Origin of the sequence: Rhodoferax ferrireducens, assembly GCF_049302455.1 — a bacterium.
In the GTDB taxonomy this organism is placed as follows: domain Bacteria; phylum Pseudomonadota; class Gammaproteobacteria; order Burkholderiales; family Burkholderiaceae_C; genus Rhodoferax; species Rhodoferax ferrireducens_B.
This window is the reverse complement of record NZ_JBAQMD010000038.1, coordinates 1-25,797: the sequence shown is the minus strand read 5'-3', so window position 1 is coordinate 25,797 and position 25,797 is coordinate 1. Positions and strand designations below refer to the sequence as shown.

Sequence of the window (25,797 nt, the reverse complement as noted above, 5' to 3'; positions counted from 1 at the left end):
CGGCTTGGACCATCAAACGGCAGCCAGCACGGCCACCTCAGCCTTGGTGGTCCAGTCGATCGGGTCTTGCTGCAACGCCATGTCGATGTCAATACCCAGGGCCAGCGCAACAACATCCGGAAAGTTGTCGATCAAATCCTGCTCATCGTAATTGGCCTCCCAGGCGCGGGCGCGCCACGCGGCCAGATGAAGTACGCCTGCCATCGGTTCGTAAACGTCGTTGTCAAAAGGCGCGTATTGGTGCTCCAGCGCATCAACAATCGGCTGCGGAAACTGCCAGCTGCGGGCGAAACCAGCACCCACATCGGCGTAACAATACCCAAGCAACTTGCGCTCGGCTACAGCGCGTTTCAGGCCGAGAGGCGGCACTTGGCGATCCAGTATTTCCAGTGCGCCTGGCAGGCCCAGGTGCATCACCAGTTCACCGGTGGCGTGTATCAGACCTGCGGTAAACGCGGCCGGCTGGTTTTGCTGCACCATGCCGCCCAACGCGCGTGCCAACTTGGCGGTATTGAGGCTGTAGCGCCAGAACTGTCGCATGTCAATGCCAGGGACCGCGGTGAACGCGCCGGCAATCGCGGCCGCCGTGGCGAGCGCCTTGACCTGATTGAGCCCCATCAGCGCCAGGGCTTCGGACACACTGCTGATTTTGTTGGACAACTGAAACTGCGCCGAATTGGCCAGTTGCAACAAGCGCGTAGCCAATACCGGGTCGGTGTTGATAAGCTGGCTGATTTTTCTGAGATCGGGCTCTTCGCGGTCAAGCTCGTTGAGCAGCAAGGCGATCACTTTTGGAATGCTGGGCAGCGCCGCCTTGAAAGCGAGCAATTCGGTGAGTGTCATCAATGAGAGCCTGTGAAGTTTGACTTGCTTGAGGCCATAATTATCCGCCACGTGAAACCGTTGAAATCGTGCCAGAATGAACATTTATCATGTACCAAAGCCACCATGACCGACCGTGACACAGCTCGCATTGTGCCGCTGCTTGACTTGCGAACCAGCACGCTGCGGATCCCGGGCGCAACTTATCTGCCGGAGTCGCGCATCACCGGCTCCGGTCAGCTGATCGACACGCTCGGGCGCCCGTTGCGTGATTTGCGTATCAGCGTCACCGACCGCTGCAACTTTCGTTGCAACTACTGCATGCCCAAGGAAATCTTTGACAAAGACTATGCCTACCTGCCGCACAAAGCGCTGCTGTCGTTTGAGGAAATTACCCGCATCGCCAAGGTTTTTGTGGCGCATGGTGTGCAAAAAATTCGTCTCACCGGTGGTGAGCCACTGCTGCGCAAAAACATTGAACGGCTGATCGAGCAGTTGGCCGCGCTGCGCACACCGCAAGGCCAGGCGCTCGACATCACACTCACCACCAACGGTTCCCTGCTGGCCCGCAAGGCGCGCGACCTCAAGGCCGCCGGTCTGCAGCGCGTCACCGTCAGCCTCGATGGGCTCAACGACGCGGTGTTTCGCCGCATGAACGATGTCGACTTTCCGGTGGCCGCCGTGCTGGCCGGAATTGAGGCGGCGCAGGAGGCGGGCCTGGGTCCGATCAAAATCAACATGGTGGTCAAGCGCGGCACCAATGAACATGAAATTCTGCCGATGGCACGACACTTCATGGACTCTGGCATTGTGCTGCGCTTTATCGAGTATATGGACGTGGGCGCCACCAATGGCTGGCGCATGAACGAGGTGCTGGCCTCCAGCGAGGTTGTCAAACTCATCCACGCCGAGCTGCCACTGGTGCAACTTGAGCCCAGCAACCCCGGCGAGACCGCCGCGCGCTGGGGTTACGCCAATGCCTCTGGCCAGTACGACAAGGAATTGGGCGAAATCGGCGTCATCAGCAGCGTGACGCAGGCCTTTTGCAGTGAATGCAACCGCGCCCGGCTGTCGACCGAAGGCAAGCTGTTCCTGTGCCTGTTTGCGTCCCAGGGCTACGACCTGCGCTCGCTCATCCGGCAGGAAGGCGCCGCCAGCGACGCCGACCTGGCGTCTGCCATCGGACATATCTGGCAGGGCCGCGGCGACCGTTATTCCGAGTTGCGCAGCGCCCTGGCGCCTGACGCCGGTACCGGCGGCCGCCGCGTTGAAATGAGCTACATCGGAGGTTGATTTGATTCCAGCACAAGACATTACCGGACTGATTCTGGCCGGCGGCCGGGGTTCCCGCATGGGCGGCGTCGACAAAGGGCTGCAGACCTTCAACGGCATGCCGCTGGCGCTGCACACACTGACCCGCCTGCAGATGGGTGGCGGGGTGGGCCAGATCATGATCAACGCCAACCGCAATCTGGCCGCTTACGAATCTTTTGGCGCGTCCGTCTGGCCCGATGGCCTAGCCGACTATGCCGGGCCGCTGGCGGGATTTCTGACCGGTCTTGAGCACTGTGAGACACCTTTTCTCGTGACCGTGCCCTGCGATACACCACGCCTTCCGCTGGATTTGGTGCCCCGCCTGGCAACTGCACTGGAAGCCGAAAACGCCGACATTGCCATGGTGGCAGCCCCTGAAATTGGCAAAGACGGCCAAGTGCGTTTGCGCCCCCAGCCGGTGTTTTGCCTGCTGCGCGTTGAACTGCTGGAGAGTCTGGTCCGGTTCACCCAGGAGGGCGGGCGCAAGATTGATGCGTGGACTGCCTTGCACAAAACGGCGCTGGCGCCGTTTGATTTGCCCCATGACGACCCGCTCGCGTTCTTCAACGCCAACACGCTGGCGGAGTTGCACCAACTGGAAAACAGCCCGGCATGAAATCCATTGAAAGCATTGCCGCCGAGCTGGCAGCTTATGACCCGCAAGCCTTGACTGTCGACACCGTCAACACCTTTTTGGCGCGCCTGGTGGAGCCCGTTGCGCAGCTTGAAGAAGTGGGTATTTTTCAGGCGCTGGGCCGCGTGCTGGCGGCTGATGTGATCTCGCCCATCAGTGTGCCGCCGCACGACAACTCGGCCATGGACGGCTATGCGTTTGATGGCGCACAGCTGGCCGCAGCAAGCTCCTTGACCCTCAAAGTGGCGGGGACTGCGCTCGCGGGCAAGCGCTGGTCAGGCCAGGTGCAGCGCGGTGAGTGCGTCAAGATCATGACCGGTGCCGTGATGCCGCAAGGTCTCGATACCGTGGTGCCGCAAGAGTTGGTGAGCCGCAGCCCGGGTCAAAATCCGCCAACAGAGTTCATCACCCTGGCACCAGGCACCGTGCGCCCCGGCGACAACCGCCGCCAACTGGGTGAAGACCTGTTGCAAGGCCGGCCAGCGCTCAGAAAAGGAGAGCTGCTCACGCCCGCTGCGCTTGGGCTCATGGCTAGTTTGGGCATTGAAAAGCTGCAGGTCTGGCGCAAGCTTCGGGTGGCCTACTTTTCTACCGGCGACGAGATTCTGAGCCTGGGCGAGGCCCCGCGCGAAGGCGCTGTCTACGACAGCAACCGCTACACCGTGTTTGGCCTGCTGACGCGCTTGGGGCTCGAAGTCATCGACCTGGGCGTGGTGCGCGACGAACCAGCGCTGCTGGAAGCAGCCTTTACCCACGCCGCTTCGGTGGCTGATGCCATCATCACCAGCGGTGGCGTGAGCGTGGGCGAGGCCGACTACACCAAGGCCATGATGAAAAAGCTTGGCGACGTCGCCTTCTGGAAGATTGCCATGCGCCCGGGTCGGCCCATGGCGGTGGGTCGGATTCCTAAAGAAAAACTGGCCTCTAGCCCCCGTGAAACAAGCACTATTAGCTATAACATTAATAGCAATTTGGAGCAATCAAAGGATGCCATTCTGTTTGGCTTGCCGGGCAACCCGGTCGCAGTGATGGTGACTTTTCTGGCCTTTGTGCGCCCGGCACTCTTGAAAATGATGGGCAGCACGGCGGCCGCACCGCCGCTGCTCAAGGCCCGCAGCAGCGAGGCCATCCGCAAAAAGCCCGGCCGCACCGAGTACCAGCGCGGTGTGGTCAGCACCACACCCGAGGGCACGCTGCAAGTCAAAACCACCGGCAACCAGGGCTCGGGCGTGCTCAGTTCCATGGTGCAGGCCAACGGCCTGATCGTGCTGCACCACGGCCAGGGCAATGTGGCGCCGGGCGATGAGGTGGATGTGATGATGTTTGAGGGCGTGGTTTAGGGTTTGGCTGATGCAAATCAACCGACTGGCAAATAGGGCCTCCAAAACTCAAGTGACAGAAAAGTTGAGAGGAGAAATTCCTTTTTGATGGCTGAGACTTCCTTGCACTGACTGACGGGGTCAAGGGTTTTCAATTCATTGACCCTCAAGGATTTGTTTCCGCCAGCGGCTGCACCGCAGCCCGGTTGCAGGAAGGAAGTGTCGAAGGACAAGAGCTCTCTACCCAAGCCGATTCCAAGCGCGATCGCGGTCGGCATCACCCTTCTGATCTGGTTTGTCATTCCAGTCCCTGACAAAGTCAGCCCCAACGCCTGGCATTTGCTGGCGCTATTTATCGGCACCATTGCCGCCATCATCGGCAAGGCCATGCCGATTGGCGCTTTGTCGATCGTGGCCATTTCTTTGGTGGCCATTACAGGGGTGACCCGGCCCGGCAAACCGGAAGGCGCGATCGCCGATGCCTTGAGTGGTATTTCCAATCCCCTGATCGTCGATCTGGTTGCCAAAGCCACCAACTCGGCGATCAAGATCACCTGGGGCCAATGGGCCTTGGCCGCGCTGCTGCCGGGTCTGTGCATGCTGTTGTTGATGCCACTGGTGTTGTACTTCCTGTTCCCGCCAGAAGTGAAAATGACACCCAACGCCAAAGAGCTGGCGCAATCCGAGTTGACCAAACTCGGGCCCATGAAGACACCCGAGTTCATCACTCTGGGCGTCTTGGCGCTGATGCTGGTCATGTGGGCCGGCGTGCCGGCCTGGTTGTTTGGTCCGGCATTTAATCTCAATGCCACCACGACGGCCTGGGTTGGCCTGTCGCTTTTATTGGTGACCGGCGTACTCGCCTGGGAAGACATTCTCAAAGCCAAGAGCGCTTGGGACACCTTGATCTGGTTTGCGGCCTTGGTGATGATGGCCACGTTTTTTTGCCGCTGGTGTGGCCCTTGGCGCGCCCCCATGCTGCTGGCCTTGGTGCTGGCCTTTGCGTGTTCGCTGATGATGTCGCTGACCCACTACGGTACCGGCACAGCGCCCATCATTTTTGGTTCTGGCTACACCACCCTGAACGAGTGGTGGACGGCAGGCGCGGTGATGAGCGTGGTCAACCTGCTGCTCTTGGTGGTGGTGGGTGGCGTCTGGTGGACGATGTTGGGCTACATCTGAGCGAAAAGGTCGGGGTGCTGATTCAACGTTGCCGCAACGCCAACTCCACGCCCCGGTTAGCCAGCATGTCGGCGTGTTCATTGCCGGGGTCGCCGTTATGACCCCTGACCCAACACCAGTCAATCCTGTGGCCTGACGTGCTGACCAGCTCGTCCAGCCGCTGCCACAGGTCGACATTTTTCACCGGCTGCTTGGCAGCGGTTTTCCAGCCGCGGGCCTTCCAGCCGGCCAGCCACTCCGTCATGCCCTTGAGCACATACTGACTGTCGACGTGCAGCGTCACCTGGCACGGACGTTTCAAGGCCGCCAGCGCTTCAATCACCGCCGTCATTTCCATGCGGTTGTTGGTGGTACCTAATTCACCACCAAACAATTCTTTTTGCGAATCCGCCGATTTGAGCAACACGCCCCAGCCACCCGGGCCGGGATTGCCCTTGCAGGCACCATCGGTGTAAATTTCCACGGCGTTCAAAACAGTCTCCTCATGCTTGCTTCACTTTCTCATCCTTTGGGGCGCTAGCCCTCGTCAATGTTGAACTATTTGCTACAGAAACAGGAGCATTCGCCAAGGCCCGGGAGGCCTTCCAGGCCGGACTCAGCAGCGTCATGCCGCGCACCCGCTTGACCGCAACCAAGAAATACACACTGCCCAGAATCGGCCACCAGCGCGCACCCGCCCGGTCCATCCACTCAAACCGTTGCAGCCATTTTTCGCTGGAAAACGCGGGCCGGTAACAGCCGAAGCGCCCGACTTCAACCTCGAAGCCCAGCAGGCGCAGCCAGTCGCGCAATCGCCAATAACCGATGAATTCTCCCGCCTCCGGCAAAAACAATTTCTGCGAACCCACCCGATGGGGTGAACGGCCGCGCCGCTGGCGAAAGCCCCAGAGCGACGTCGGATTCAGGCCGCAAATGACAACCCGCCCTTCCGGCACCAGCACCCGCTCAACTTCACGCAGGGTGGTATGCGGGTCGCTCGCCAGCTCCAGCGAGTGCGGCAGAGCCACCAGGTCCAGACTGTTGGCCTGGAACGGCAGCGCCGAAAAATCAGTCGCAAAAGCCGCACCCGGCATAGGGGTTTGGGTCGCCAGCCAGCGGTGCGGCATGCGGTTGGCGCGCAGGGCGTCAAGCTCGGGCAAACCCAGCTGCAGCGCATGAAACCCAAAAATATCAGCGACCGCCAAATCAAATTGGCTACGTTCCCACGCCAGCAGATAGCGCCCGGTGGGCGACTCAAACCAGTCATGCAAACCTATAATTTGATCACTCATGCAGCTAATTCCACTACCCGCCTTCACTGACAACTACATCTGGATGATGCATGACGAACGCCATGCGCTGGTGGTTGACCCCGGTGACGCACAACCTGTGCTGGAGGCCCTGCAACAACTCGGTTTGCAGTTGGAGACCATTCTAGTCACGCACCATCACCCCGACCACACCGGCGGGGTCGCTGCGTTGCGCGCGGCCACCGGCGCCCAGGTATTTGGCCCGGCCCGGGAGCCGATGCCCGAGCCTCTGATCCGGCTCACGGGTGATCAGCAACTGCAGGCGCTGGGCTTGAACTTCCAGGTGATTGACGTGCCCGGTCATACCGCTGGCCATATCGCTTATTTTTGTGCCGATGTAGATGGCGCACCGCTGCTGTTTTGTGGCGACACGCTGTTCAGCGCCGGTTGTGGCCGCCTGTTTGAAGGCAGCCCGACCCAAATGCTGGCCTCGCTCGACACCCTGGCTGCCCTGCCTGAGGCGACGCGCGTATGCTGCGCCCATGAATACACCTTGAGCAACCTGAAATTTGCCTGCGCCGTGGAGCCCGGCAACCAGGCTTTGACCGACTACACGGTCAAAGCCGAAGCCTTGCGTTTGCAGCGACAACCCACCCTGCCCTCCAGCATCTTGCTGGAGCGTCAGATCAACCCTTTTTTGCGTACACGCCAGGCAACTGTCACCCAGGCAGTCCAGGCATTTGACGCATCAGCCCGCGATGAGGTGAGCATCTTTGCCGCACTTCGCCAATGGAAGAACCAGTTCTGATGAAATTTCTGAAACTTGCCTGCCTGAGCGGCCTACTGTGGCTGACCGGCTGCGCCAGCACCGGCATCACATCCCTGTCAAACCCGGATGCCATCCACGGACCGACCACCGCCACATCCGGAAATCAGGTCACCGGTGCCAACAGTCCACTCATTCCGAGTGGCGAGTTGCAGCCCATCACCGCCGCGCAGGCCGCCTCCCGGGCGGTCACCGAACTGGCACCGCCCGCGGATATTTGGGAACGTATCCGGCGCGGCTATGGCATGCCCAATCTGGAGAGTGACCTGGTCGCTGATCGCGAGCAGTGGTACAGCACCCGGCCCGACTACATCCTGCGCATGGCGGAGCGTTCCAATAAATACTTGTTCCACATTGTGGAAGAACTGGAGCGGCGCAACATGCCCTCCGAACTGGCGCTGCTGCCTTTTGTCGAAAGCGCCTTCAACCCGCAGGCAGTTTCCAGCGCCAAGGCAGCCGGCATGTGGCAATTCATGCCCGCGACGGGCAAGAGCTTCGATTTGAAACAGAACGCGTTTCGCGATGACCGGCGCGACGTGCTGGCCTCCACTCGTGCGGCACTTGACTACCTGCAAAAACTCCATGACATGTTTGGAGATTGGGACCTGGCGCTGGCCGCCTACAACTGGGGTGAAGGCAGCGTCGGGCGTGCCATCGCCAAAAACAAGCGGGCCGGCCTGGGCCTGGCCTACACCGATCTCAGCATGCCGGCGGAAACCCGTCTTTACGTGCCCAAGCTGCAAGCCATCAAAAACATCGTGGCCAACCCGATGGCGTTCAACACACGGCTGCCCCTGATTGGAAACCACCCCTACTTTCAGACCGTGGATATCAAGCACGACATCGATGTCGCGCTGGTGGCCAAACTGGCTGAAGTGACGGTCGAGGACTTCAAGGCGCTTAACCCATCCGGCGGCAGTCGCCCGGTCATTCTGGCGGCCGGCACACCGCAAATATTGCTGCCCTGGGACAACGCCATCATCTTCCAGAGCAACCTGGAAGCCTTCAACGGTGGCCGTCTGGCCAGTTGGACGGTCTGGCGGGCTCCCTCCACCATGAAACCGGCCGAAGCCGCCAAACGGGTTGGCATGACGGAGACCGAGCTGCGCAGCGTGAACAAAATTCCACCCCGTGTGGCGATCAAGGCCGGCTCCAGCCTGCTGGTGCCACGGCCCACCCAACTGGTCGCCGACGTGGCCGAACACGTGGCTGACAACGGCCAGTTGTCTTTTGCGCCCGATGCGATATTGACGCGCACCGTGCTCAAGGCTGGCAAAAGAGATTCGGTCGCCAGCGTGGCCAGGCGCTACCGTGTCAGCCCCGCCAGCGTCGCCGAGTGGAACAAGGTCAATGCATCAGCAATTTTCAAGGCCGGGCAGCGCGTGGTGATGTTTCTGCCGATGCGGGCCAGAACCTTGGCTCAAAGCAAGGCCCATGGCAGAACCCAATCATCAAGCAGGCAGGCCCGAAGCAAGGTGAGCAAGCCGACCCGGCTTGCCAAACAACCTTAATCCAGATCGCCCGCGGACCGCGTCGTTTTCATGAGCGGGCTCAGGCGTTAAAACGCTCTTTGGCCTTGATGGCAAACACATTGGTGTAGGTCTTGGCAAGGTCAGAGTTGCTCAACTTGACAGCTGGGTCAAAACGGGCCAGCGCACGGGCGACCGTCTGCGGCCCCTCAACGGGTATCAAACCATCGGGAGAGATGGCCTCACGAACCTTGTTGAAGGCGGCCAGGTAAACCGCCCGATCCCGCAGAAAATAGGCCTCTGGAACGACTCTGATGATGTCGCTCGGTCCGGCCGTTTGCAGCCACTTCAGGCTGTGCACCATGGCATTGGTCAGGGCTTGCACGGTGTTGGGGCATTTCTTGACAAAATCCAGCGGCGCGCACAGGCAGCCCGCTGGCATGACCCCTCCAAAGACCTCCGCCGTCCCTTTGAGCGTGCGGGTATCGGTGATGATGCGGATCTCGCCTTTTTGCTCCAGCATGGTCAGCACCGGGTCAACCGCACTCAAAGCATCAATCTGGCCGGTACGGAAAGCAGCCAAAGCGCCTGCGGCCGTGCCCATACCAACGTAGTTCACATCGTCCGCCTTGAGCCCGGCACGCGAAAGAATCAACTGCACCACCCGTTGGGTTGACGAGTCAAGTGCCGAAATGCCGATTCTTTTGCCCTTGAGATCGGCTATTGTTTTGTAATGGGGCATGGCCTTGACCGATATGCCGATCGCGACGGCAGGCGCGCGCCCCTGCAACACAAAAGCCTGGAATCTCTGCCCCCTGGTCTGCAGGGTGATGGTGTGCTCATAGGCACCCGAAACAACGTCGGCCAAACCTCCTTCAACCGCCGCCAAGGCCTGCGAACCCCCCGCAAAATCACTGATATCGACCTCCAGACCTTCGGCCTTGAAATAACCGAGCTGCTCAGCGATGGTCAGGGGCAAGTTGTAAAACGCTGCTTTACCCCCCACTGCAATGGCTATCTTCGTTTTTTCAAGTCGTGGCTGCGCCCACAGGGCAGGCGCAGCCACAGAAGCTGCCGCACAAGCCGTGACCGCAAGCAAGTTTCGGCGGTTGAAATGGATGTTGTTCATGGTCAATTTTCTTGGGATCTCTCTTTCTGTCCGCGCTTAAGGATAGCCAGCCACACAAACTTGCGCATCGGGAACATCCCGCAGGGGTTTGTACCTAGCTTCAGCGTCGATCCAGCAGGGCATGCGCAATGGTGCCCAGGTCCACATACTCCAGCTCGCTGCCCACCGGCACACCACGCGCCAGGCGGGTCAGGCGCAGCCCCCGGCTTTTCAGGCCTTCGCTGATCACATGCGCGGTGGCTTCGCCTTCGGCCGTGAAGTTGGTGGCCAGAATCACTTCCTGCACGGTGCCGTCGCAAGCCCGGTCAAACAAACCTTTGAGACCGATGTCCTTGGGGCCTATGCCGTCGAGTGGACTGAGTTTGCCCATCAGCACAAAGTACAAGCCGTGGTACGCGCCGGTGCGCTCCAGCGCCGACTGATCGGCCGGGGTCTCCACCACACACAACTTGCTGGCATCGCGCCGGGGGTCCAGGCAGGTGGCACAAATCTCGGCCTGCGTGAAGGTGTGGCAACGCTCGCAATGACGCACTTGATCGGCGGCAACCTGCAAGGCCCGGGACAACGCCAAGGCGCCTGGTCGGTCATGCTGCAGCAGGTGAAACGCCATGCGCGAAGCCGACTTCACGCCCACGCCCGGCAGACGGCGTAGCGCCTGGATCAGGACGTCGAGCGAGTTGAGATCAGCCACGCAGAATCAGAATGGGAACTTCATGCCGCCGGGCAGGCTGGGCATGCCGGCGGTGATCTTGCCCATTTTCTCGGCTGAAGTTTCTTCGGCCTTGCGCACCGCGGCGTTAAAAGCCGCCGCCACCAGGTCTTCGAGCATGTCTTTGTCGTCGGCCAGCAAGCTGGGGTCGATGGTGACACGGCGCACGTCATGTTTGCAGGTCATCAGAACTTTGACCAGACCGGCGCCGGATTCTCCGGTGACTTCGACGTTGCCCAGTTCGTCCTGGGCTTTCTTCATGTTGTCCTGCATGGCCTGGGCCTGCTTCATGAGGCCGGCGAGTTGTCCTTTGTTGAACATTTGTAGTCCTTGGTTTAGATTTTGAAGGGAAGAGAGTAAAGCAATTAGCTTTGGACCGGGCGGCTGGAATTGATCCGGCTAGCTGGACCGTCAGCCCGGTGTGATGCTGCCAGGCACGATTTTCGCGCCAAAATCACGCATCATCGTCTGCACAAACGGATCATCAAAAATGATTTTTTCTGCCGCCAGCTGCCGCTCGGCCACCAGCGCCGCGTTACGCCGGGCCGGGCTGTCGGTCACGCGCCCAATCTCCACCACCAGGCGCACCGCGTGACCCGCCGCCTGCAACGCAGTCGCCAGACGGTCACGGTTACCCGACTGGTTCAGCGATTCGCGCTCGACCCGCAACAGCCACTGGTCGGTGTCGCGCGCCACCAGTTGCGACTGCAGGGCCAGTTCGCGCACCATGGCGTTGATCGCTTCCCGGGCGATGAGTTGGCGCACGATACCGTGCCAGAACTCGCCCTCTTCGGTGGGAAGCAGCAAAGACGCAGCCGACTGTCCGGCCACCGCCTCGGCGCGGGAGTCGGCCTGCACGCGCACCGGAATCGCTACTATTTTTGTAGCTTCTTGCGCATATTCCACAGGAGCTGGAGGTCTATTTTGCTCAGAAGTGAGGGATTGTCCCGCAGCCACCGGTAGCTGGACCACATGCAGATGCTGACCCGTTGGGGGTGGCTGCAATACCTCTGCCTCTACGTGAAGCTCTGATGCAGCCTTTTCTTCTGTATTGATCTGCGTCTCTGCATTTGCTACTATTTTAATAGCTGACTGCGCATATTCGACGGGGGCTGGAGCCTCTTTTTCCTCAAAAACAGGCACCTCGGTCACCCCCTGCCCCAGCGCTGGCACTGGACGGGGTGCAACTGCAGCAAGCCCCCGTGGCGCGTCAGTTAGAGTTTTTTTTTCAGCCACAGGCAGATTGCCAGCGCGGGGTTTGAAAGCCAGCAGTCGCAGCAACACCATGGTCAGTGCGGCGTACTCGTCCGGCGCCAGGCCCAACTCCGCGCGCCCATGCAGGCAGATGCTGTAGAGCAACTGCGTCTCGTCAGCGGGCATGAGTGCTGCCAGACGCGCTACGTCCAAGGCTTGCGGGTCGGTTTCATCCGACTCAACGGCGCTGGGCACGGCTTGCACAATGGCCATGCGCTGCAGCACCATGCTCATTTCTTCCAGCGTGGAGGCCGCACTCAGGCCATTCAGACGCAAGGCCTCAGACGTCTCGACCACCGTTTTGCCGTCTCCCTGGGCCAACGCCTCCAGCAGCCGAAAGACATAGGAGCGGTCCACACTGCCCAGCATCTGGCGCACCGTCGCTTCTTCAATCTGGCCGGCACCAAACGAAATCGCCTGATCAGCCAGACTCAAGGCATCGCGCATGGAGCCGTGCGCCGCACGCGCCAGCAGCCGCAGCGACGGCACATCGGCCGCCACGTTCTCGGCTTGCAAGACCGTTTGCAGGTGCTCACGGATGGTCTCGGGCGCTATCGGGCGCAGGTTGAACTGCAGACAGCGCGACAGCACCGTGACCGGCACCTTCTGCGGGTCGGTGGTGGCCAGCACAAATTTCAAGTACTCGGGCGGCTCCTCCAGCGTCTTCAACATGGCGTTGAAGGCATGCCCGGTGAGCATGTGCACTTCGTCGATCATGAAGACCTTGAAACGCCCCTGCACCGGCTTGTAGACGGCCTGTTCCAGGAGCGCCTGTACCTCGTCGACACCCCGGTTGGAGGCCGCGTCGAGCTCGGTGTAATCGACAAAGCGGCCGGAGTCAATGTCAGTACAAGCCTGGCACACGCCACACGGCGTGGCCGTGATGCCGCCCTGCCCGTCCGGCCCCTGGCAATTGAGCGACTTGGCCAAAATGCGCGACACCGTGGTCTTGCCAACGCCACGCGTGCCGGTGAATAAATAAGCGTGGTGCAGCCGCTGCGTGGTGAGTGCGTTGGTGAGCGCTTGCACCACGTGGTCCTGCCCCACCATTTCAGTGAAGTTGCGGGGGCGGTACTTGCGGGCGAGCACGAGGTAGGACATGCCCAGATTCTAAGGTGCGACCCACAGGGGCCAGGAAAACCTGAACAGCCACTCTGCCCTACAATTGCGTCTGACGGGCCTTCCCGCATGGTGAAGCGGCCAACCGGGTCAGGTGGGGAACCAAGCAGCCCTAACTGTGGAGCCAGTGCCGGGGTCAAGGCTCGTCAACCTCATTCTTGAGCGCAACTCTGGAGAATTCTGACTTTGAATTTGAAAGCCGTTGTGCTTTGCTGCTTGACCTGCGTGCTGGGCCTGCTGGCAACCGCGCTGCACGCATCCACCAGCTCGGCAGACGCCAGTTTTCCGGTCTTTGAGGTATCAGCTCAGACACCCGGTCGCATTGACGTAGACACCCGCATGGGCATGTTGACGGACAGTACCCGAACCCTGACACCTGACCAGGTCATGTCGCCCAGGCAAACCTGGCAAACCATCACCCGAAAATCGCCCAACTTTGGTTTCACCAACGACGCCTACTGGTTTCGCTTCCAGATCGACAACATCGCAAGCCAGGACCTTGCACGTTTCGTCGAGCTGCCAATCCCCTTCCTTGACGACGTGCAGCTGTACCACTACACGGCCGGCCAGCTCAAAACCAGCTACGCCCTGGGTGATGAAAAGCCCTTTGCACAGCGGGTACTTCGACACCAGAATTTCGTCATGCCCCTTAATCTGGCGCCCGGGGCCAATTTGATCTACATCCGCCTGGCCTCATCGGGCACGATTGAAGCACCTTTTCGAATCTGGGAGCCGACCCAGTTTTATGAGACCAACAGTGACGAAAAATTATTACAGGGCATGGTGATTGGCATCCTGCTGATCATGATTGTCTACAACCTGTTTGTCTACTTTTCAACCCGCGACATCAACTACCTTTTTTACATTGGATTTGTCGCGAGCTACCTGCTCTTTCATCTCACCTTGAACGGCTACACCTTTGCCTATGTCTGGCCCAACGCGGTGCGTTGGAACAGCATTGCCATCGCCACCTTTATGGCCAGCACAGAGTTGTTCACCTGTCTTTTTGCCGACGGCTTTCTCAGGCTGAGCAAGTTTTCGAGGCCTGCGCACTACCTGACACGGGCACTCGCAACCGTCAGCGCCCTGCTGTTGGGGCTGACCTTTGTTTTGCCTTACAGCCTGACGGTGCGTGTGGGCGCCGCCCTCACCATCCCCATTGCGTTGATCGCGTTGGCGCTGGGCTACTGGCGGTGGTGGCGCGGCGCCAAATTCGCGCGCTTTTATTGCCTTGCCTGGACCACCGTGCTCATTAGCCTGTGCGTCCTGAATGCCGGCAAATTTGGCTTGATACCGTCCAACGCCTGGACCGACAATGCGTCCCAGATCGGCATTGTCTTGTTGGTGCTGTTGCTGTCATTTACGCTGGCCGACCGGATCAACCACGACCGCATGCTGAGGGTCAATGCGCAGGCTGTGGCATTGGGCCATGAACGCTGGGCGCGCGCCTCTCAAGAAGCGCTGATCAAGACCAAGGAAGATACCAACCGCGAACTGGAACAACGGGTCACGGCGCGCACCAATGACCTGAACCGGACACTGGATCAACTCAAGCTGGCCAATGACCAGCTGCAACGCCTGTCCGACGTGGACGGACTGACCCAGATCAGCAACCGCGCGTTCTTTGACCGCGCCTTGGCCCTGGAGCATCGACGGGCTGACCGACAGAAAAGTCCGCTGTCGCTGATCATGATTGACGTTGATCACTTCAAGCTGGTCAATGACAGCTACGGTCATATGGGCGGTGACGCTTGCCTGCGCGCCGTGGCCCACTTGCTGCGTCCCCGGATTCAACGTGTCGGTGATGTGCTGGCGCGCTATGGTGGCGAGGAATTTGTCATTCTGCTGGTTAACAGCAGCCAGCAGGATTCGGTGGCGCTGGCCGAGGGATTTCGCGCGGACATCGAGCAACTGCATGTGCCTTTTGATGGTGGCACGATTCGCGTCACCGCCAGCTTTGGCGTGGCCTGTGGCATACCCGACCAGCACCTGAGCCCACAGGAGTTGCTGGCCCACGCTGACAAAGCGCTTTATCAGGCCAAGCATGACGGACGCAATTGCGTCCGGTCTGTGACGACGATCAACCGTGTGAGCTGAAGCAGCAGGGCAAAGCGCACTATTTCATCAAGTAAAGCGCAGCGATAGCTGCCGTATTGGGTTCCTTCTGATCCAAATTTCAAAGCACAACATTGGCAAGGAATTACAGCCAAAAAAGTACCCTATAATTCTGGCTATCGCAACTTGTTCGCAACGCAATTAGCATTGCCGCCGACAACCTAAGTTGTTGATAACAAAAAATATTCCTCGATAGCTCAGTTGGTAGAGCGCCGGACTGTTAATCCGTAGGTCCCTGGTTCGAGCCCAGGTCGAGGAGCCAAGACACGAAACGAATCAAGCACTTAGGTCAAAAGCCTTGGTGCTTTTTTCTTGTCTGGTCTGGCTCATTGCAAGGCTTTGGGCTCTGCATTGGTTCGGTTGGAAAAACTTTAACCATGACGAAAAGTACATTGACATGAAACACATCCTGGCAACAGCGGTATTTGCATTTGGACTGCTTCTGAGCGGGTGCGGCAGCAGAAGTGACACTCCAGCCACCCATGCACCGACATCGCTACAAACCACAGACACCACAGTCGGGACTGGTGCAGTTGCCGCCTCGGGCAACACCGTCACGGTGAACTACACCGGCTGGCTGTACGATGCCTCAGCTGCCAATTTCCATGGCACGCAGTTTGACACCTCCGTTGGCAAGACACCGTTCTCGTTCAAATTGGGTTCTGGGCAAGTGATAGCAGGATGGGATCAGGGCGTTGTTGGCATGAAGGTTGGCGGAACGCGCGCTCTTATCATTCCAAGTTCACTAGCTTACGGCAGCGCTGGTGCTGGCGGTGGCCTCATTCCACCGAACGCGGCTCTGGTGTTCACTGTGGAGCTGTTGGCGACGCAATAGGCTGTAGCAAAGACTCGTTAACCGGCCCCTGCGTCATGGTCATCCAGTCGGACACTGATGACTTCCTGCCCGACAAGGCCCAACTGTTCAGCGAGTGCTTGAAATACTGTCATCCCGTCACTGCCGCAGTACCAGTACTCACAAGAATCTCTCAAACCCAAAGACTGCGCCTGGACATGCACGCTTTGGGTGTGACGTTTAGCCATTGTCACTGACCGGATTCACTGAATCAGACCAGAGATTGCGGTTGTTCGATCATCTTCTGGTAGACCATGCTTTGCAGAATCATCTGGTCATTGGGCTGGAGATCAACAAACTCCAAACCGAAATGCGCCAATGAAGTTCCACTTTGCTTGAGCGTCTCGTCGTCAAATACCGCACGCACGATGGCAAGCACTGACAAATCCGCTTCGATATTGTGCAGCTTGAGGCGAAAAGTTAATCGAATGGAGTCGCCCGTCTCTGCCATCTTGCGTGGCCCATCCATCAAGGCTCCGTTGGCACTGAGATTGGAGATGACGCCCGTCAGATTGGCTCCACCGTCCTGTTCCGTACGGACTTTGACAATGATCTTTGTCTTGACCCGGGCGGCTTTGCGTATCACTGTTCCCTGTACTTCTTTGGGAAAAGAAATATGCAGATAGCTGTAGGGCAGCTTGCAAACTCTCTGAACATCACAGGCAAAGCCGAAGGCGTTTTGGCTGGAAAAAACCCGCATCACAAGCTGGTCTCCCTCCATCAGCTGCAAGCGCACACGGTTGACCGTTGCCGGTGTTGTGATCAACATGCTGTGGTCCTGCAAATAACCAATCAGACGCACAAAACAGCGCTCGGCGGAGACTTTTGCGGGGGGTTGGGCTTGCAGACGATCCCCCACCTTGAGATTCATGGCCTCAAATGCAAAGCTGCCTTGAGGAGCGTTGCTGCTTGGCTGCGTCGCTGTGGAGTCCTCGTCGAAATCTTCAGGGGTGGTATCAGTCTCAACATCGCTTTGTTCAGCTCGATTGCTACTCATTGTGTGTGTTCATGCGGTAGAAGTAGTTGAAGTGGCGAAACCGACGCATGGAAAGTCCAAGTACCTCACCCAAGGTGTTTCTGTACGCTCCAATGACAAGGCTGTCGGTACTGCTTGCAGTACCAGCAGGGCGATCCGATGAGGCATCCGCCAAGCGCCTACGTTGCATCGCCGGTGGCCTGGTGTGCCCAGACGAGTGCTGCTGCGGCGACGGGTGCGTATTCTTGGTCATGAAAGCCGCAACGCTTGAACGCCAGCGCCATCTGCTCCGGCTGGGTGGCCGCGTCCGCGTCACCCAGAACAACCAGCGCCAGGGCGTCTGCATAAGCCCCGGGGACGCCGAGCAATGCATCACGAACCACCTCCGGCAGCGTCGTCTTTTTTAACAGCTCCGGCAACGGCACGCCGAGCGCTACATCGAGTACGGAAAACAAACCAACCAAGAACAGGTGGTCAGGCGCGGCAGGCACGCGCCCCTTGCCTGCCAACAGCTCAAGCGTGCGTGCGCGGGCCAGGGCGCACTCGACCAAGGCGCGTTCGCGGTAGCCCGGAGTGGTGAAATCAAACAGAAGCAAAGACAGCCAGCGATAAAAGGTCTCACGCCCAACCAGAACCAGCGCGTCCGTCAGGTTGTCGATGGACCTGCGCAGCCCCATCGCAGGCGAATTCAGATAGCGCAGCAATTTGTAGGTCAGAGTCGGCTCATTCTTCAGCTGGGCCGCAATGACGGCAAAATTCTCATCATTGCGAACCATGTTCAGGATGGGAAAAATGGCCATGCGATTGACGCCACCCGCTGCGGGTTTCAGACTCTCCCGACTGGACACGAAGGGACCCTGGAAAAGATCGAAATGACACGTTCTGCAAAACATGAACTCGTCGTGGCTCAGCACGCCGCGCGCGCCGAGACGAACGGGTGGCCGCCCTGGCGGGTGTTTTGCCCTCAGTTCTCGTATCAGCGATCGCAAATCGAGGGCGTCGAAACCTGCGACATCAATCTGAATGAAATCGAGGCTGCCGATCAGTGGGCAAGTAGCCACCCTGGCTTCATGAAGCCTCAATCCGCAGGAAAACCCTTTGCTCTTGAGCTCGGCGAGGCGTGCGGCAATGCTTTCCCAGTCGCTATCGTGCAGCGGCAGGTCAAACATCAGCACAGTGTTTAGCGGTGGAAATGCATCGAGAAACCCGCCGTTCAGCGACTCAAGCGCCAGATTTAAAAAAGCCAGCCGATGGCCGAGCAGGGCATTGACGCCATGCAGGTTCAAGCGCGTGAGCAGCGTGGCATCGTAAGCGCGCATGGCCATGCCCTTGCGCTGCTGCAACCGGATTGGCAATGTCGTCAACAGGGAAAATTCGTATCCGACAATTTTTTCGGCACGATCCAATATGGCTTCCCGACGAACAATGGCGTGTTGCTTGTCATCCGTGCCCTTCAGCGGAATATGGGCGTCCAGGCGTGCGAAATCATCGGCAGGGCCTGAACGGGGTTGCACGGGCGGCGTTACCGGCTTGCTTGACAATCCAAACATTTCGCGAAAAAACTGCAACATGGAGTGATCTATGGGCTGTGATTCAATCGCTTCGCGCGGCGCATTATCTCTTCCAGCTAAAGCTGGGCGTATGGTGAATGCGGTAGCATAGTAACCTAGCCTGCAAATTCAATTGCCCGGCAATCAATCCTGAAGTAGAAGCGTCGCTTGGGCCATCCCATAAATGGGGGGGCAAGCTTCAACTTAATCGAAGAGTGATTGAGCCAGAGTTCGTTTATTCCCGTTGGGACAGCGACGCCGACAGCTCCTGTCCAACCCCACTCCTCTTGTTAAGCCAATCTGACCAGCCGTAGCTGGCTTGGACCACTCAGCCTCGGCGGATCGCCCGCTAAACTGACCACATGCAATTACCAATTACCGAAAGAAAAAATGTTTGACAAAAGCGGCCAATGGATACGCCTTGAAACGTTCGACGATTTTGACAACGGCCTGTCAGACCTAATTGACCTCTGGTCCAGTACCTCAAAGACGGCAACAAAAGCCGTCAAAGAATCAGCGCTTGCTCATTTCAAAGAAGACTTGGAAGCTGCTGTACTCAAATGGATCGACAACAGAGCCAAGTCCAAGAAATATGCTGCCATCGGCAAAGAGTTGGCTGAGTTTGAAGAAGCACTGACGGAAGGCTCAAACACTGCCCCTGAAGCCGACGGCAAGGCACCTGTGGCGCACGTGGTGACGGCGGTGCCTGCCAAGTCAAAAAAGAAGGCCTGATAGAGGAACGAAGCGCATCTTTCAGGTTGACCTGGCGCAACAGGCGTATTCAAGCTACATTGCCTGATGCTCACGCATTACGACTTGGGCCACAAGCAAAAGGAACCTGAAATGATGCACTATGGATACAACGGACTCATTGGCGTGCTGGTGCTCGCTGGGGACATTTGGGCCATTCTCAACATTTTCCAAAGCTCGGTATCCAACGAGAAAAAATTGATCTGGATAATCGCCGTAGTGTTGCTGCCCGTTCTGGGTCTGCTGCTGTGGTACTTCCTTGGGCCGCGCAACGGCAGATCGAGCTAGCAGGATGGCAGAGACAATGAAAAAGGGCAGAGCTCATAACGAACCCTAGCCCTTCTAGGTGCTTCCTCAAGTATGGGAAGCGTCATGACGGCAAACCGTCAGTCAGGTGTGAGCGTAAGTGTGGTCCATGGTCATGTATGGGGCTCCTTCACCGAGGATAAAGACTCGGTCACAAGTAAATTCTGCTCTAGATTTTTTGAGCAGTCAACAACCTCACTGACACCGCTGGTCAAATCCGTATCGGCGGAAACAGTATGCAGATCAACCGATGCTGACGGGGCTATGGGTGAATGCGGTGTTCAAGTGGATTCGCGCTGTTGAAAACCAACGAAGTCACCTTCACTGGGAAAGATGTCCACCGATGTGACGACGGCATTTGACGGGCCACGCCTGGCCCATTCGACCAGGCGATTCACCTCGGTGGCCTCTCCCTGCACCACTGCCTCCACCGAGCCATCCGGGCGGTTTCGCACCCAGCCCCTCAAACCCAGGGCGTTGGCTCGAGAAACCATTGAACCACGGTAAAAAACGCCCTGAACGAGCCCGCAAATCACCAATCGGTACGTGACATCCGCCATTGCTGTTTTTGTGATCTATGCAAAGGGCGCCATGCTACTGCAATGCAAGGCGTCTAACATGCTAGAGGTTTTCTTGTGAGTCAATAAATCCATGTCAATATCAACATCGTCTGCCCCCCAGATAAGACGCCTGGCCTCGGCGTGACCAATCGGTATTTTTTGGTTTGGCTTCGTGTTTGTCTTGCTGAACTACGAACAGTCAAGGTTTGTTTGCCAGGTACTTGGTGAGCGCCAAGCGGGTTTGCTTGCGCATCTGCCGGCGGAAGAAAGGTGTCCAGCCCAGAACAAGACCGCCCAAGCCGATGGCCTGACGTGACCAGCGCCAAAAGTCAAAGGTGTCCTTGTGCGTGGCGATCAAGCCTTCTGGCGTGAACGTGAATTCGGCGTCGATGATGTTGTGGACCACCCGCTTGGTAACGCTGAATCGGTAGTGCGCTTCCCAGTGAGCGCGGCCCGTGGTGTCATCGGCATGGATGTCACGGAATTCAAGCCGCCAGTCTTCGCGCCCCTTGCTCCTTGTGGCATCACACAGCATGTGCCACATGCCACCCACGCGCCGCCCCTTGAGCGAAAACGCAGGGTCTTCAAAGGTCGCGTCATCGGCATAGCAGTTGGCCATGGTGTCAGCATCGAGCGCTGCAAAGGCGTTGTAGAAGCGAATCAGGGTTTGTTCATTGTGGTTCATGCTTCAAGCATATATTCAAATCACCTGCTTCAAGGTCGGCACAATGGAATCGAACACTACCGACTCTGCATTGGGTCGGCAGCCACCATGGATAATTCACCAGATGAGAATCAATTTAGTCACACCGTTCGCTGAGAAAGATGCCGTGAAGGCACTGGGAGCCCGCTGGGACGCCACCAAAAAGCTTTGGTACATCGTCGATGTGGCAGACCTCACTCCGTTCTTGCGGTGGATTCCAAACTTGGCGGCGGCCACCGAAGACTCGACGGATGGGGCAACACGGCCTACCAAGAACACCCCAAAGGCTTCAATCAATCAGTTCAAGGGACCCACCACCGGGGCGACCCTTGAAGTGCCGCACTGTGGCTGCAATGTTCTGCCATGGGAAGATTGCGAGCACACGGGAATGCAGTAGGTCCCCAGTTGGGTAAACCGCCTGCGTCGTGAACAATCATCGCTACCTATTCAATCAGCACGAGCAGCTCAGTTTCCCTCATGGCGCCAGTGTTTGCCGGCTGCTTCAAGAAACAAGACCTGCTGAATGACATTCTTCAGTTCCCGATCACAAGGCCAGACACGTCAACACTCTTGACGCCCTTTACCTTTTCAGCAATCATTTTCACGAGGTCAATAGCATCTTGGCTGGGTAATTTACCCTTGCTTGATGTACGCAACTGACCGAGGGATGCCCCTTGAGGCAGCCTAGACAGCGACCGGGACGGGCAGATATTGCCGCAGGAACTCAAAACTGTCGCGCCAGCATCGAACGGCCTGCTCCCGCCAGAACATCACATGAAAACCGTGAGTTTCACCAGGGTAATAGTGCGCACTGTGGGCTGACTGCAGCCGCTGCAGCGCCTGTTCAAGGCGTTGGGAGTCGGCGGCAACCGGGTCATCCAGGCCCGCGGCCATAAAAATTGGCGGCAGAGTGGATGCCACCGCCATCGCTTCGACCACACACAACGGGTCAGCCAGGGCATGTTCCGCAGCGGGATGGTTGGCGGATTTGCCCAGGTAAGAACGCGCCGCGTCTGTTGCGATGCTGGCTGCGAATGCCGACACACCCGAACGGCGGTATCGCTGCGGCATGCTGGCCTGCAAAAAGCCGTAGTACAGCAGGGTCACGACCGGGCGCAGGCCGCGTTCGAATAACGGCGCGGCAAATGGCTCCGGTCGCCGCGTACAGCAAGCCAGCGTGATGGCAAGGGCCAGGTTGGCACCGGCCGACTCACCGGCCAGCCCTATCGACTGTTCGTCGCCACCATAGCTCCCGACATGGTCTGCCGCCCACAGCCAGGCGGCGCAGGCATCTTCAAGCGCGGCAGGAAACGGAAATTGCGGTGCCAGCCGGTAGTCAATATTGCACACCAGATAGCCCCGCGAAGCATAGGCAGCGGCGAGTGCTCGATGGGTGCGCTTGGAGCCGATGGCAAAGGCGCCACCGTGCAAATAAATCAAGACAGGATGCGGGCCAAGCCCTTTCGGTTGCAAGATATCCAGCCGAAGACTGACATCGCCATGGCGGGCATATTCAACATCTTCAATCAGCGTACAGGTGGCCAAGCGCTCTTTCATCCGCGGCAGAAAGTCGACCATACCGGCAGCCGCATGCATACCCACATCCAGCGCGACGCGCCGTAACGGTTGTTGCGCGGCAATCATGTCCAGCCAGCGAAGCATACGGATTCTCCGATTCAAACTATTTGAAACGCCTCATTCAGGCTTTCAAAGCAGACTCAGAACTCAGGACCCAAGCCCAAGCAGTTCAACCTCATCAAAACCAGCGAGACGACGCGCTTCAAAGTTGAACGGCGGACGTAGCTTGGGCACATCGTATTTCCTGGTCAAATCCGCATAGGTACTGATGGGGTCGAGACCTCGCTGACTGCAAAGCCAGCGATACCAATGGTTGCCAGCAAAAACGTGACCTATCTCGTCTTTCAGAATGACATCCAGAATTTCACCCGCTTTTTTGTCACCAACACTCACCAGTTTATTTTTAACTGCTGGTGAAGCATCAAGACCGCGAGCCTCAAGGGTTCTCGGCACCAGTGCGATCCTCGCCAGAATATCGCCCTTCGTCTTTTCCGCCATTTCCCACAAGGTGTTGTGGGCGTCGAAGTCACCGTAATCAAAACCAAGACTGAATAAGTGGTTGCGCAGGAGCGTGAAATGCGTCGCCTCTTCCTTGGCGATTGACACCCAATCGCGGTAAAACTGCGCTGGCATTCCTGGAAAACGCCAAACAATGTCCAGGGCTAAATCAATGGCATTGAGCTCTATATGCGCAATCGAGTGAAGCAAGGCCGCACGTCCTTCAGTGGTCTTGAGGGAGGCATGCTTGATGGCGGCAGGTAGAACCAGTCTTGGTCTGGCTGGACGACCCGGAATGCCAACCGGGGGCGGGATGTCAGACTCAGTGTCGATGGGAAGCTCAAGACTCAGGGCCAGTACGCCTTGCGCCTTCTCAAGAGCATCCTGGGCCAGCAGCGGACAAATGACGGAAGTACGCAGGGATAGCATTTGCAAATTGTAGAGACAGCGGTCCAGGCACACCCTGGCAGACCTGCTTTTAGGGAACTCCGGGGGTCTTTCACCCGGGAATCAAAATCGCTGAAATATTGGAGGTGGATCTTCAATTTCTTGTTGATTGCAGCAATTCCTTGCCACGTGTCGTGAATTTCCACCAGGGAAGAGCTTCACCACATTTCAGATAATGCGCGACCGCCATCAGAGCGTACAAAACGCAAGGGTCGTGACGATGCCCCATGACAGGCTCCAAGGCCTGAAATATTTCAAGGGGTTCATGCTCTGCCAATTGTTCGGGATCAAGAATACCCACGGATCGCAGGTCGCCCGCAATGGCTTTGCCAATATTAGGCAGGTCCTCCAGTCGGCATGGTCGCTTGTCTGAAACGCGTAGCATTGATTTACTCCAGGTTGAACTGTGGGCCGCCGACCACTGGTCATCTGTCTTTCTCAGAGGCTAGCGCAACGACCGCCGCTAACAGACTCTTGGGTCACCCCTTTGACGTCAAAGCGAGTCTGACTTCTTCCGCGTCAATTGAGCGAGCGACGCCGAAGCCAGCGACCTGGCGGGCGCCAGTCACTTGAATGGCTACAAACATGAAATCACCAAGCTGGGTCATGGGCTCGGCGTCAGGAAATCTTGCGATATAAACGTCGCTGCAAGCCTGCCAATCAGCACTCCCCCGCTCCAGCACCTTGGCCTGCCCTTCCAAAGTAACTCGCGGCAATGCATGCACGGGCTCACCAGGCACCTCGGACTTCATGACCAACAGCGATACCGGCTCCCTGGCTTGCAGGTTGCGCGTGTGGGCTGCCAAGCCGCTGACATGGATGACCAGGCAGCAAAGGTGCTGCACGATGGCGTAGGGAACCATCGAAACAAATGGCGCACCATCATCGCCAACTGTTCCCAATGCGGCCACCCGCTGGGCATTTAGCAAAGCGCGTAATTCTCGCGTCAATCTGGATTCATGAGCCATAAAGCTCCCACACAGTTACACAACCATGACGCCTTGGCGCAGGACTTGCCTGACGGCCTGCGGCGAATCGTATGGGTTGTGATTGTCCAGTATTGCGCCACTGCCTTCAGTATCCAAAGTCACCTGCAGGTCCTGAAAACAGGTTGCGACAGCACCAGGAACTGCCCTCATTCGGCAATAGACTGAACCATTTCAGTTCTTGGCCTTCATCACATCCATGTGCGCGACCTGCAAGTCCAAAATAGCCTCGGGCTCCTGCGACTCCCGCGTTGTTGGGTTATCCAGTCCCTGGTGCAAGCGAGCCATGTCCAGATCCCCTGTCCATTTCGCTACCACCAGCGTTGCCACACCATTACCCACCAAGTTGGTCAACGCCCGCGCCTCAGACATAAAGCGGTCAATTCCAAGAATAAGTGCCAAACCCGCCACTGGTACGCCCCCCACTGCGGACAAGGTGGCCGCGAGCACAATAAACCCGCTGCCTGTGACACCCGCTGCGCCCTTGGAGGTCAGCAGCAGCACGGCCAACAGGGTCACTTGCTGCATCAGCGACATCGGAGTGTCAGTAGCCTGAGCGATGAATATCGCTGCCATGGTCAGGTAAATTGATGTGCCGTCCAGGTTGAAGGAGTAGCCGGTTGGAATCACCAACCCGACCACCGACTTGCGCGCACCCAAGTTCTCCATCTTTTCCATCATGCGTGGCAACACCGATTCTGAAGACGAGGTGCCCAACACGATCAGTAATTCTTCCTTGATATAGCGCACAAGCTTGAACACGCTGAAACCATTTAAACGACAAACGATGCCCAATACCCCGAAAACAAAGATCAGGCAGGTCAAGTAAAACGCGCCCATGAGTTTGCCCAGAGAAAACAGCGAACCCAGACCGTATTTCCCGATCGTGAACGCCATGGCACCAAAGGCACCAATCGGGGCGACCTTCATGATGAAGCCGACGATGTCGAATAACACGTGGGAAAACTTCTCAATGAAGTCAAACACCATCGTGCCGCGTCCGCCGAACTTGTGCAGCGCGAAGCCAAACAATACGGAGAACAACAAAACCTGAAGGATCTCACCCTTGGCGAATGCATCAACCACCGAGGATGGAATGACATTGAGGAGAAAATCCACAGAGCCCTGCATCTTCCCGGGCGCCGTGTAAGCGGCAATTCCCTTGGTGTCCAGTGACATCGGGTCCACATGCATTCCCGTGCCAGGCTGCAATACGTTGACGACGAGTAAACCAACCACCAGGGCCAATGTAGACATAACTTCGAAATACAGGAGAGCCAGACCACCTGTCTTACCCACCTTCTTCATGTCTTCCATGCCGGCAATGCCGACCACGACGGTACCCCTGATGGCCACTTCAAATTCCCCCACCTTTGGCCAGTCAAATTCCCCCAGGCAGGACGGCTAAATTATCAGTCTTTTGGTGTGACTGGCGCTGGCCTGCGATCTTGGTAATTTCTCCCTGACTT

The 25,797-nt window shown here is 57.9% G+C and carries 26 protein-coding genes, 1 tRNA gene, 1 other RNA gene and 1 pseudogene; 13 read left to right on the top strand and 16 right to left on the bottom strand.

The features are described from left to right. Positions 1–12: 12 nt before the first annotated feature. Positions 13–843, bottom strand: coding sequence for an HDOD domain-containing protein (locus WA157_RS06895; RefSeq protein WP_422620248.1), 831 nt, complete (start codon positions 841–843; stop codon positions 13–15). Positions 844–948: 105 nt separating this feature from the next. Here WA157_RS06895 and moaA point away from each other — a divergent pair, with 105 nt between their 5' ends. The 4 genes from moaA to WA157_RS06875 all read left to right on the top strand — a co-directional run bounded on the left by moaA (position 949) and on the right by WA157_RS06875 (position 5,271). Further along, positions 949–2,115: a GTP 3',8-cyclase MoaA gene (moaA, locus tag WA157_RS06890; protein WP_422620247.1), complete on the top strand. Its 1,167-nt coding sequence runs from the start codon at positions 949–951 to the stop codon at positions 2,113–2,115. A 1-nt stretch (position 2,116) separates the two neighbouring features. After that, positions 2,117–2,752 carry a molybdenum cofactor guanylyltransferase MobA gene (gene mobA / locus WA157_RS06885; RefSeq protein WP_422620246.1) on the top strand — a complete coding sequence of 212 codons (636 nt, stop codon included), beginning with the start codon at positions 2,117–2,119 and terminating at the stop codon, positions 2,750–2,752. Further along, entirely contained in the window at positions 2,749–4,110 is a 1,362-nt protein-coding gene (gene glp / locus WA157_RS06880) for a gephyrin-like molybdotransferase Glp (protein WP_422620245.1), read from the top strand. Before mobA ends, glp begins: the two co-directional genes overlap by 4 nt. Positions 4,111–4,308: 198 nt before the next feature. Next, on the top strand, positions 4,309–5,271 hold the full coding sequence (locus tag WA157_RS06875; protein WP_422620244.1) for an anion permease: 963 nt from the start codon (positions 4,309–4,311) through the stop codon (positions 5,269–5,271). Positions 5,272–5,293: 22 nt separating this feature from the next. Here the strand turns inward: WA157_RS06875 and rnhA are convergent, their stop codons facing one another. Further along, entirely contained in the window at positions 5,294–5,743 is a 450-nt protein-coding gene (rnhA, locus tag WA157_RS06870; protein WP_422620243.1) for a ribonuclease HI, read from the bottom strand. Between the two features lie 10 nt (positions 5,744–5,753). Continuing rightward, the gene (locus WA157_RS06865; protein WP_422620242.1) at positions 5,754–6,542 is read right to left on the bottom strand and encodes a class I SAM-dependent methyltransferase; all 789 of its coding nucleotides are present in this window, start codon (positions 6,540–6,542) and stop codon (positions 5,754–5,756) included. On the opposite strand from WA157_RS06865, the gene gloB reads away from it, so the two are divergent. Both gloB and WA157_RS06855 read left to right on the top strand, forming a co-directional pair. Beyond that, positions 6,541–7,308 carry a hydroxyacylglutathione hydrolase gene (gloB, locus tag WA157_RS06860; RefSeq protein ID WP_422620241.1) on the top strand — a complete coding sequence of 256 codons (768 nt, stop codon included), beginning with the start codon at positions 6,541–6,543 and terminating at the stop codon, positions 7,306–7,308. The two genes, WA157_RS06865 and gloB, sit on opposite strands and share 2 nt — an antisense overlap. After that, positions 7,308–8,837, top strand: coding sequence for a transglycosylase SLT domain-containing protein (locus WA157_RS06855; protein ID WP_422620240.1), 1,530 nt, complete (start codon positions 7,308–7,310; stop codon positions 8,835–8,837). Before gloB ends, WA157_RS06855 begins: the two co-directional genes overlap by 1 nt. A 40-nt stretch (positions 8,838–8,877) precedes the next feature. Here the strand turns inward: WA157_RS06855 and WA157_RS06850 are convergent, their stop codons facing one another. The 4 genes from WA157_RS06850 to dnaX all read right to left on the bottom strand — a co-directional run bounded on the left by WA157_RS06850 (position 8,878) and on the right by dnaX (position 12,988). Next, on the bottom strand, positions 8,878–9,924 hold the full coding sequence (locus WA157_RS06850) for an ABC transporter substrate-binding protein (RefSeq protein WP_422620239.1): 1,047 nt from the start codon (positions 9,922–9,924) through the stop codon (positions 8,878–8,880). Positions 9,925–10,024: 100 nt separating this feature from the next. Further along, a complete protein-coding gene (recR, locus tag WA157_RS06845) occupies positions 10,025–10,615 on the bottom strand; it encodes a recombination mediator RecR (RefSeq protein WP_422620238.1) in 591 nt (196 codons plus the stop codon). A 6-nt stretch (positions 10,616–10,621) separates the two neighbouring features. Beyond that, positions 10,622–10,954, bottom strand: coding sequence for a YbaB/EbfC family nucleoid-associated protein (locus WA157_RS06840; protein WP_011463759.1), 333 nt, complete (start codon positions 10,952–10,954; stop codon positions 10,622–10,624). Positions 10,955–11,044: 90 nt separating this feature from the next. After that, positions 11,045–12,988 (bottom strand): DNA polymerase III subunit gamma/tau, encoded by a 1,944-nt coding sequence (gene dnaX, locus WA157_RS06835; RefSeq protein ID WP_422620237.1) that lies wholly within the window; start codon positions 12,986–12,988, stop codon positions 11,045–11,047. 72 nt (positions 12,989–13,060) lie between these two features. Between dnaX and ffs the strand changes: the two genes are divergently transcribed. The 4 genes from ffs to WA157_RS06815 all read left to right on the top strand — a co-directional run bounded on the left by ffs (position 13,061) and on the right by WA157_RS06815 (position 15,956). Further along, positions 13,061–13,157, top strand: an RNA gene (gene ffs / locus WA157_RS06830) — signal recognition particle sRNA small type. Positions 13,158–13,192: 35 nt separating this feature from the next. Beyond that, a complete protein-coding gene (locus tag WA157_RS06825) occupies positions 13,193–15,103 on the top strand; it encodes a sensor domain-containing diguanylate cyclase (protein WP_422620236.1) in 1,911 nt (636 codons plus the stop codon). A 204-nt stretch (positions 15,104–15,307) separates the two neighbouring features. After that, a tRNA-Asn gene (locus WA157_RS06820) sits at positions 15,308–15,383 on the top strand. Positions 15,384–15,422: 39 nt separating this feature from the next. Next, on the top strand, positions 15,423–15,956 hold the full coding sequence (locus WA157_RS06815) for an FKBP-type peptidyl-prolyl cis-trans isomerase (RefSeq protein ID WP_422620261.1): 534 nt from the start codon (positions 15,423–15,425) through the stop codon (positions 15,954–15,956). Positions 15,957–16,185: 229 nt separating this feature from the next. Here WA157_RS06815 and WA157_RS06810 read toward each other — a convergent pair whose 3' ends face one another. Both WA157_RS06810 and WA157_RS06805 read right to left on the bottom strand, forming a co-directional pair. Next, positions 16,186–16,971, bottom strand: a complete 786-nt coding sequence (locus tag WA157_RS06810; protein WP_422620235.1) for a flagellar brake protein — start codon at positions 16,969–16,971, stop codon at positions 16,186–16,188. A gap of 158 nt (positions 16,972–17,129) precedes the next feature. Further along, positions 17,130–18,518 (bottom strand): EAL and HDOD domain-containing protein, encoded by a 1,389-nt coding sequence (locus WA157_RS06805; RefSeq protein ID WP_422620234.1) that lies wholly within the window; start codon positions 18,516–18,518, stop codon positions 17,130–17,132. A gap of 372 nt (positions 18,519–18,890) precedes the next feature. Here WA157_RS06805 and WA157_RS06800 point away from each other — a divergent pair, with 372 nt between their 5' ends. Both WA157_RS06800 and WA157_RS06795 read left to right on the top strand, forming a co-directional pair. Beyond that, the gene (locus WA157_RS06800) at positions 18,891–19,232 is read left to right on the top strand and encodes a hypothetical protein (RefSeq protein ID WP_422620233.1); all 342 of its coding nucleotides are present in this window, start codon (positions 18,891–18,893) and stop codon (positions 19,230–19,232) included. A 111-nt stretch (positions 19,233–19,343) separates the two neighbouring features. Continuing rightward, positions 19,344–19,538: a PLDc N-terminal domain-containing protein gene (locus WA157_RS06795; RefSeq protein ID WP_422620232.1), complete on the top strand. Its 195-nt coding sequence runs from the start codon at positions 19,344–19,346 to the stop codon at positions 19,536–19,538. Positions 19,539–19,837: 299 nt separating this feature from the next. On the opposite strand, the gene WA157_RS06790 is transcribed toward WA157_RS06795, so the two are convergent. Together WA157_RS06790 and WA157_RS06785 are read right to left on the bottom strand one after the other, a co-directional pair. After that, complete coding sequence (locus WA157_RS06790) at positions 19,838–20,116, bottom strand: acylphosphatase (protein ID WP_422620231.1); 279 nt, start codon at positions 20,114–20,116, stop codon at positions 19,838–19,840. Between the two features lie 199 nt (positions 20,117–20,315). Continuing rightward, positions 20,316–20,801 (bottom strand): nuclear transport factor 2 family protein, encoded by a 486-nt coding sequence (locus WA157_RS06785; RefSeq protein WP_422620230.1) that lies wholly within the window; start codon positions 20,799–20,801, stop codon positions 20,316–20,318. Between WA157_RS06785 and WA157_RS06780 the strand changes: the two genes are divergently transcribed. After that, positions 20,800–21,216 carry a DUF5710 domain-containing protein gene (locus WA157_RS06780; protein ID WP_422620229.1) on the top strand — a complete coding sequence of 139 codons (417 nt, stop codon included), beginning with the start codon at positions 20,800–20,802 and terminating at the stop codon, positions 21,214–21,216. The two genes, WA157_RS06785 and WA157_RS06780, sit on opposite strands and share 2 nt — an antisense overlap. Positions 21,217–21,503: 287 nt before the next feature. Here WA157_RS06780 and WA157_RS06775 read toward each other — a convergent pair whose 3' ends face one another. From WA157_RS06775 to WA157_RS06755, 5 genes and pseudogenes are all read right to left on the bottom strand, one after another. Beyond that, positions 21,504–22,481 carry an alpha/beta hydrolase gene (locus WA157_RS06775; RefSeq protein ID WP_422620228.1) on the bottom strand — a complete coding sequence of 326 codons (978 nt, stop codon included), beginning with the start codon at positions 22,479–22,481 and terminating at the stop codon, positions 21,504–21,506. Positions 22,482–22,544: 63 nt separating this feature from the next. Next, complete coding sequence (locus tag WA157_RS06770; RefSeq protein WP_422620227.1) at positions 22,545–23,324, bottom strand: ferritin-like domain-containing protein; 780 nt, start codon at positions 23,322–23,324, stop codon at positions 22,545–22,547. A gap of 112 nt (positions 23,325–23,436) precedes the next feature. Beyond that, positions 23,437–23,727 carry a helix-hairpin-helix domain-containing protein gene (locus WA157_RS06765; RefSeq protein ID WP_422620226.1) on the bottom strand — a complete coding sequence of 97 codons (291 nt, stop codon included), beginning with the start codon at positions 23,725–23,727 and terminating at the stop codon, positions 23,437–23,439. 94 nt (positions 23,728–23,821) lie between these two features. Then, complete coding sequence (locus WA157_RS06760; RefSeq protein WP_422620225.1) at positions 23,822–24,292, bottom strand: HugZ family protein; 471 nt, start codon at positions 24,290–24,292, stop codon at positions 23,822–23,824. Between the two features lie 210 nt (positions 24,293–24,502). Then, a pseudogene (locus WA157_RS06755) lies at positions 24,503–25,669 on the bottom strand (dicarboxylate/amino acid:cation symporter); the annotation flags it as partial. Between the last annotated feature and the right edge of the window lie 128 nt (positions 25,670–25,797).

Coding starts and splice junctions, on each gene's coding strand:
- WA157_RS06895 (WP_422620248.1), bottom strand. CDS start 843: ATGACACTCACCGAATTGCTCGCTTTCAAGGCGGCGCTGCCCAGCATT.
- moaA (WP_422620247.1), top strand. CDS start 949: ATGACCGACCGTGACACAGCTCGCATTGTGCCGCTGCTTGACTTGCGA.
- glp (WP_422620245.1), top strand. CDS start 2,749: ATGAAATCCATTGAAAGCATTGCCGCCGAGCTGGCAGCTTATGACCCG.
- gloB (WP_422620241.1), top strand. CDS start 6,541: ATGCAGCTAATTCCACTACCCGCCTTCACTGACAACTACATCTGGATG.
- WA157_RS06865 (WP_422620242.1), bottom strand. CDS start 6,542: ATGAGTGATCAAATTATAGGTTTGCATGACTGGTTTGAGTCGCCCACC.
- WA157_RS06855 (WP_422620240.1), top strand. CDS start 7,308: ATGAAATTTCTGAAACTTGCCTGCCTGAGCGGCCTACTGTGGCTGACC.
- WA157_RS06850 (WP_422620239.1), bottom strand. CDS start 9,924: ATGAACAACATCCATTTCAACCGCCGAAACTTGCTTGCGGTCACGGCT.
- WA157_RS06840 (WP_011463759.1), bottom strand. CDS start 10,954: ATGTTCAACAAAGGACAACTCGCCGGCCTCATGAAGCAGGCCCAGGCC.
- dnaX (WP_422620237.1), bottom strand. CDS start 12,988: ATGTCCTACCTCGTGCTCGCCCGCAAGTACCGCCCCCGCAACTTCACT.
- WA157_RS06810 (WP_422620235.1), bottom strand. CDS start 16,971: ATGAGTAGCAATCGAGCTGAACAAAGCGATGTTGAGACTGATACCACC.
- WA157_RS06800 (WP_422620233.1), top strand. CDS start 18,891: ATGTTTGACAAAAGCGGCCAATGGATACGCCTTGAAACGTTCGACGAT.
- WA157_RS06795 (WP_422620232.1), top strand. CDS start 19,344: ATGATGCACTATGGATACAACGGACTCATTGGCGTGCTGGTGCTCGCT.
- WA157_RS06790 (WP_422620231.1), bottom strand. CDS start 20,116: ATGGCGGATGTCACGTACCGATTGGTGATTTGCGGGCTCGTTCAGGGC.
- WA157_RS06780 (WP_422620229.1), top strand. CDS start 20,800: ATGCTTCAAGCATATATTCAAATCACCTGCTTCAAGGTCGGCACAATG.
- WA157_RS06785 (WP_422620230.1), bottom strand. CDS start 20,801: ATGAACCACAATGAACAAACCCTGATTCGCTTCTACAACGCCTTTGCA.
- WA157_RS06775 (WP_422620228.1), bottom strand. CDS start 22,481: ATGCTTCGCTGGCTGGACATGATTGCCGCGCAACAACCGTTACGGCGC.
- WA157_RS06770 (WP_422620227.1), bottom strand. CDS start 23,324: ATGCTATCCCTGCGTACTTCCGTCATTTGTCCGCTGCTGGCCCAGGAT.
- WA157_RS06765 (WP_422620226.1), bottom strand. CDS start 23,727: ATGCTACGCGTTTCAGACAAGCGACCATGCCGACTGGAGGACCTGCCT.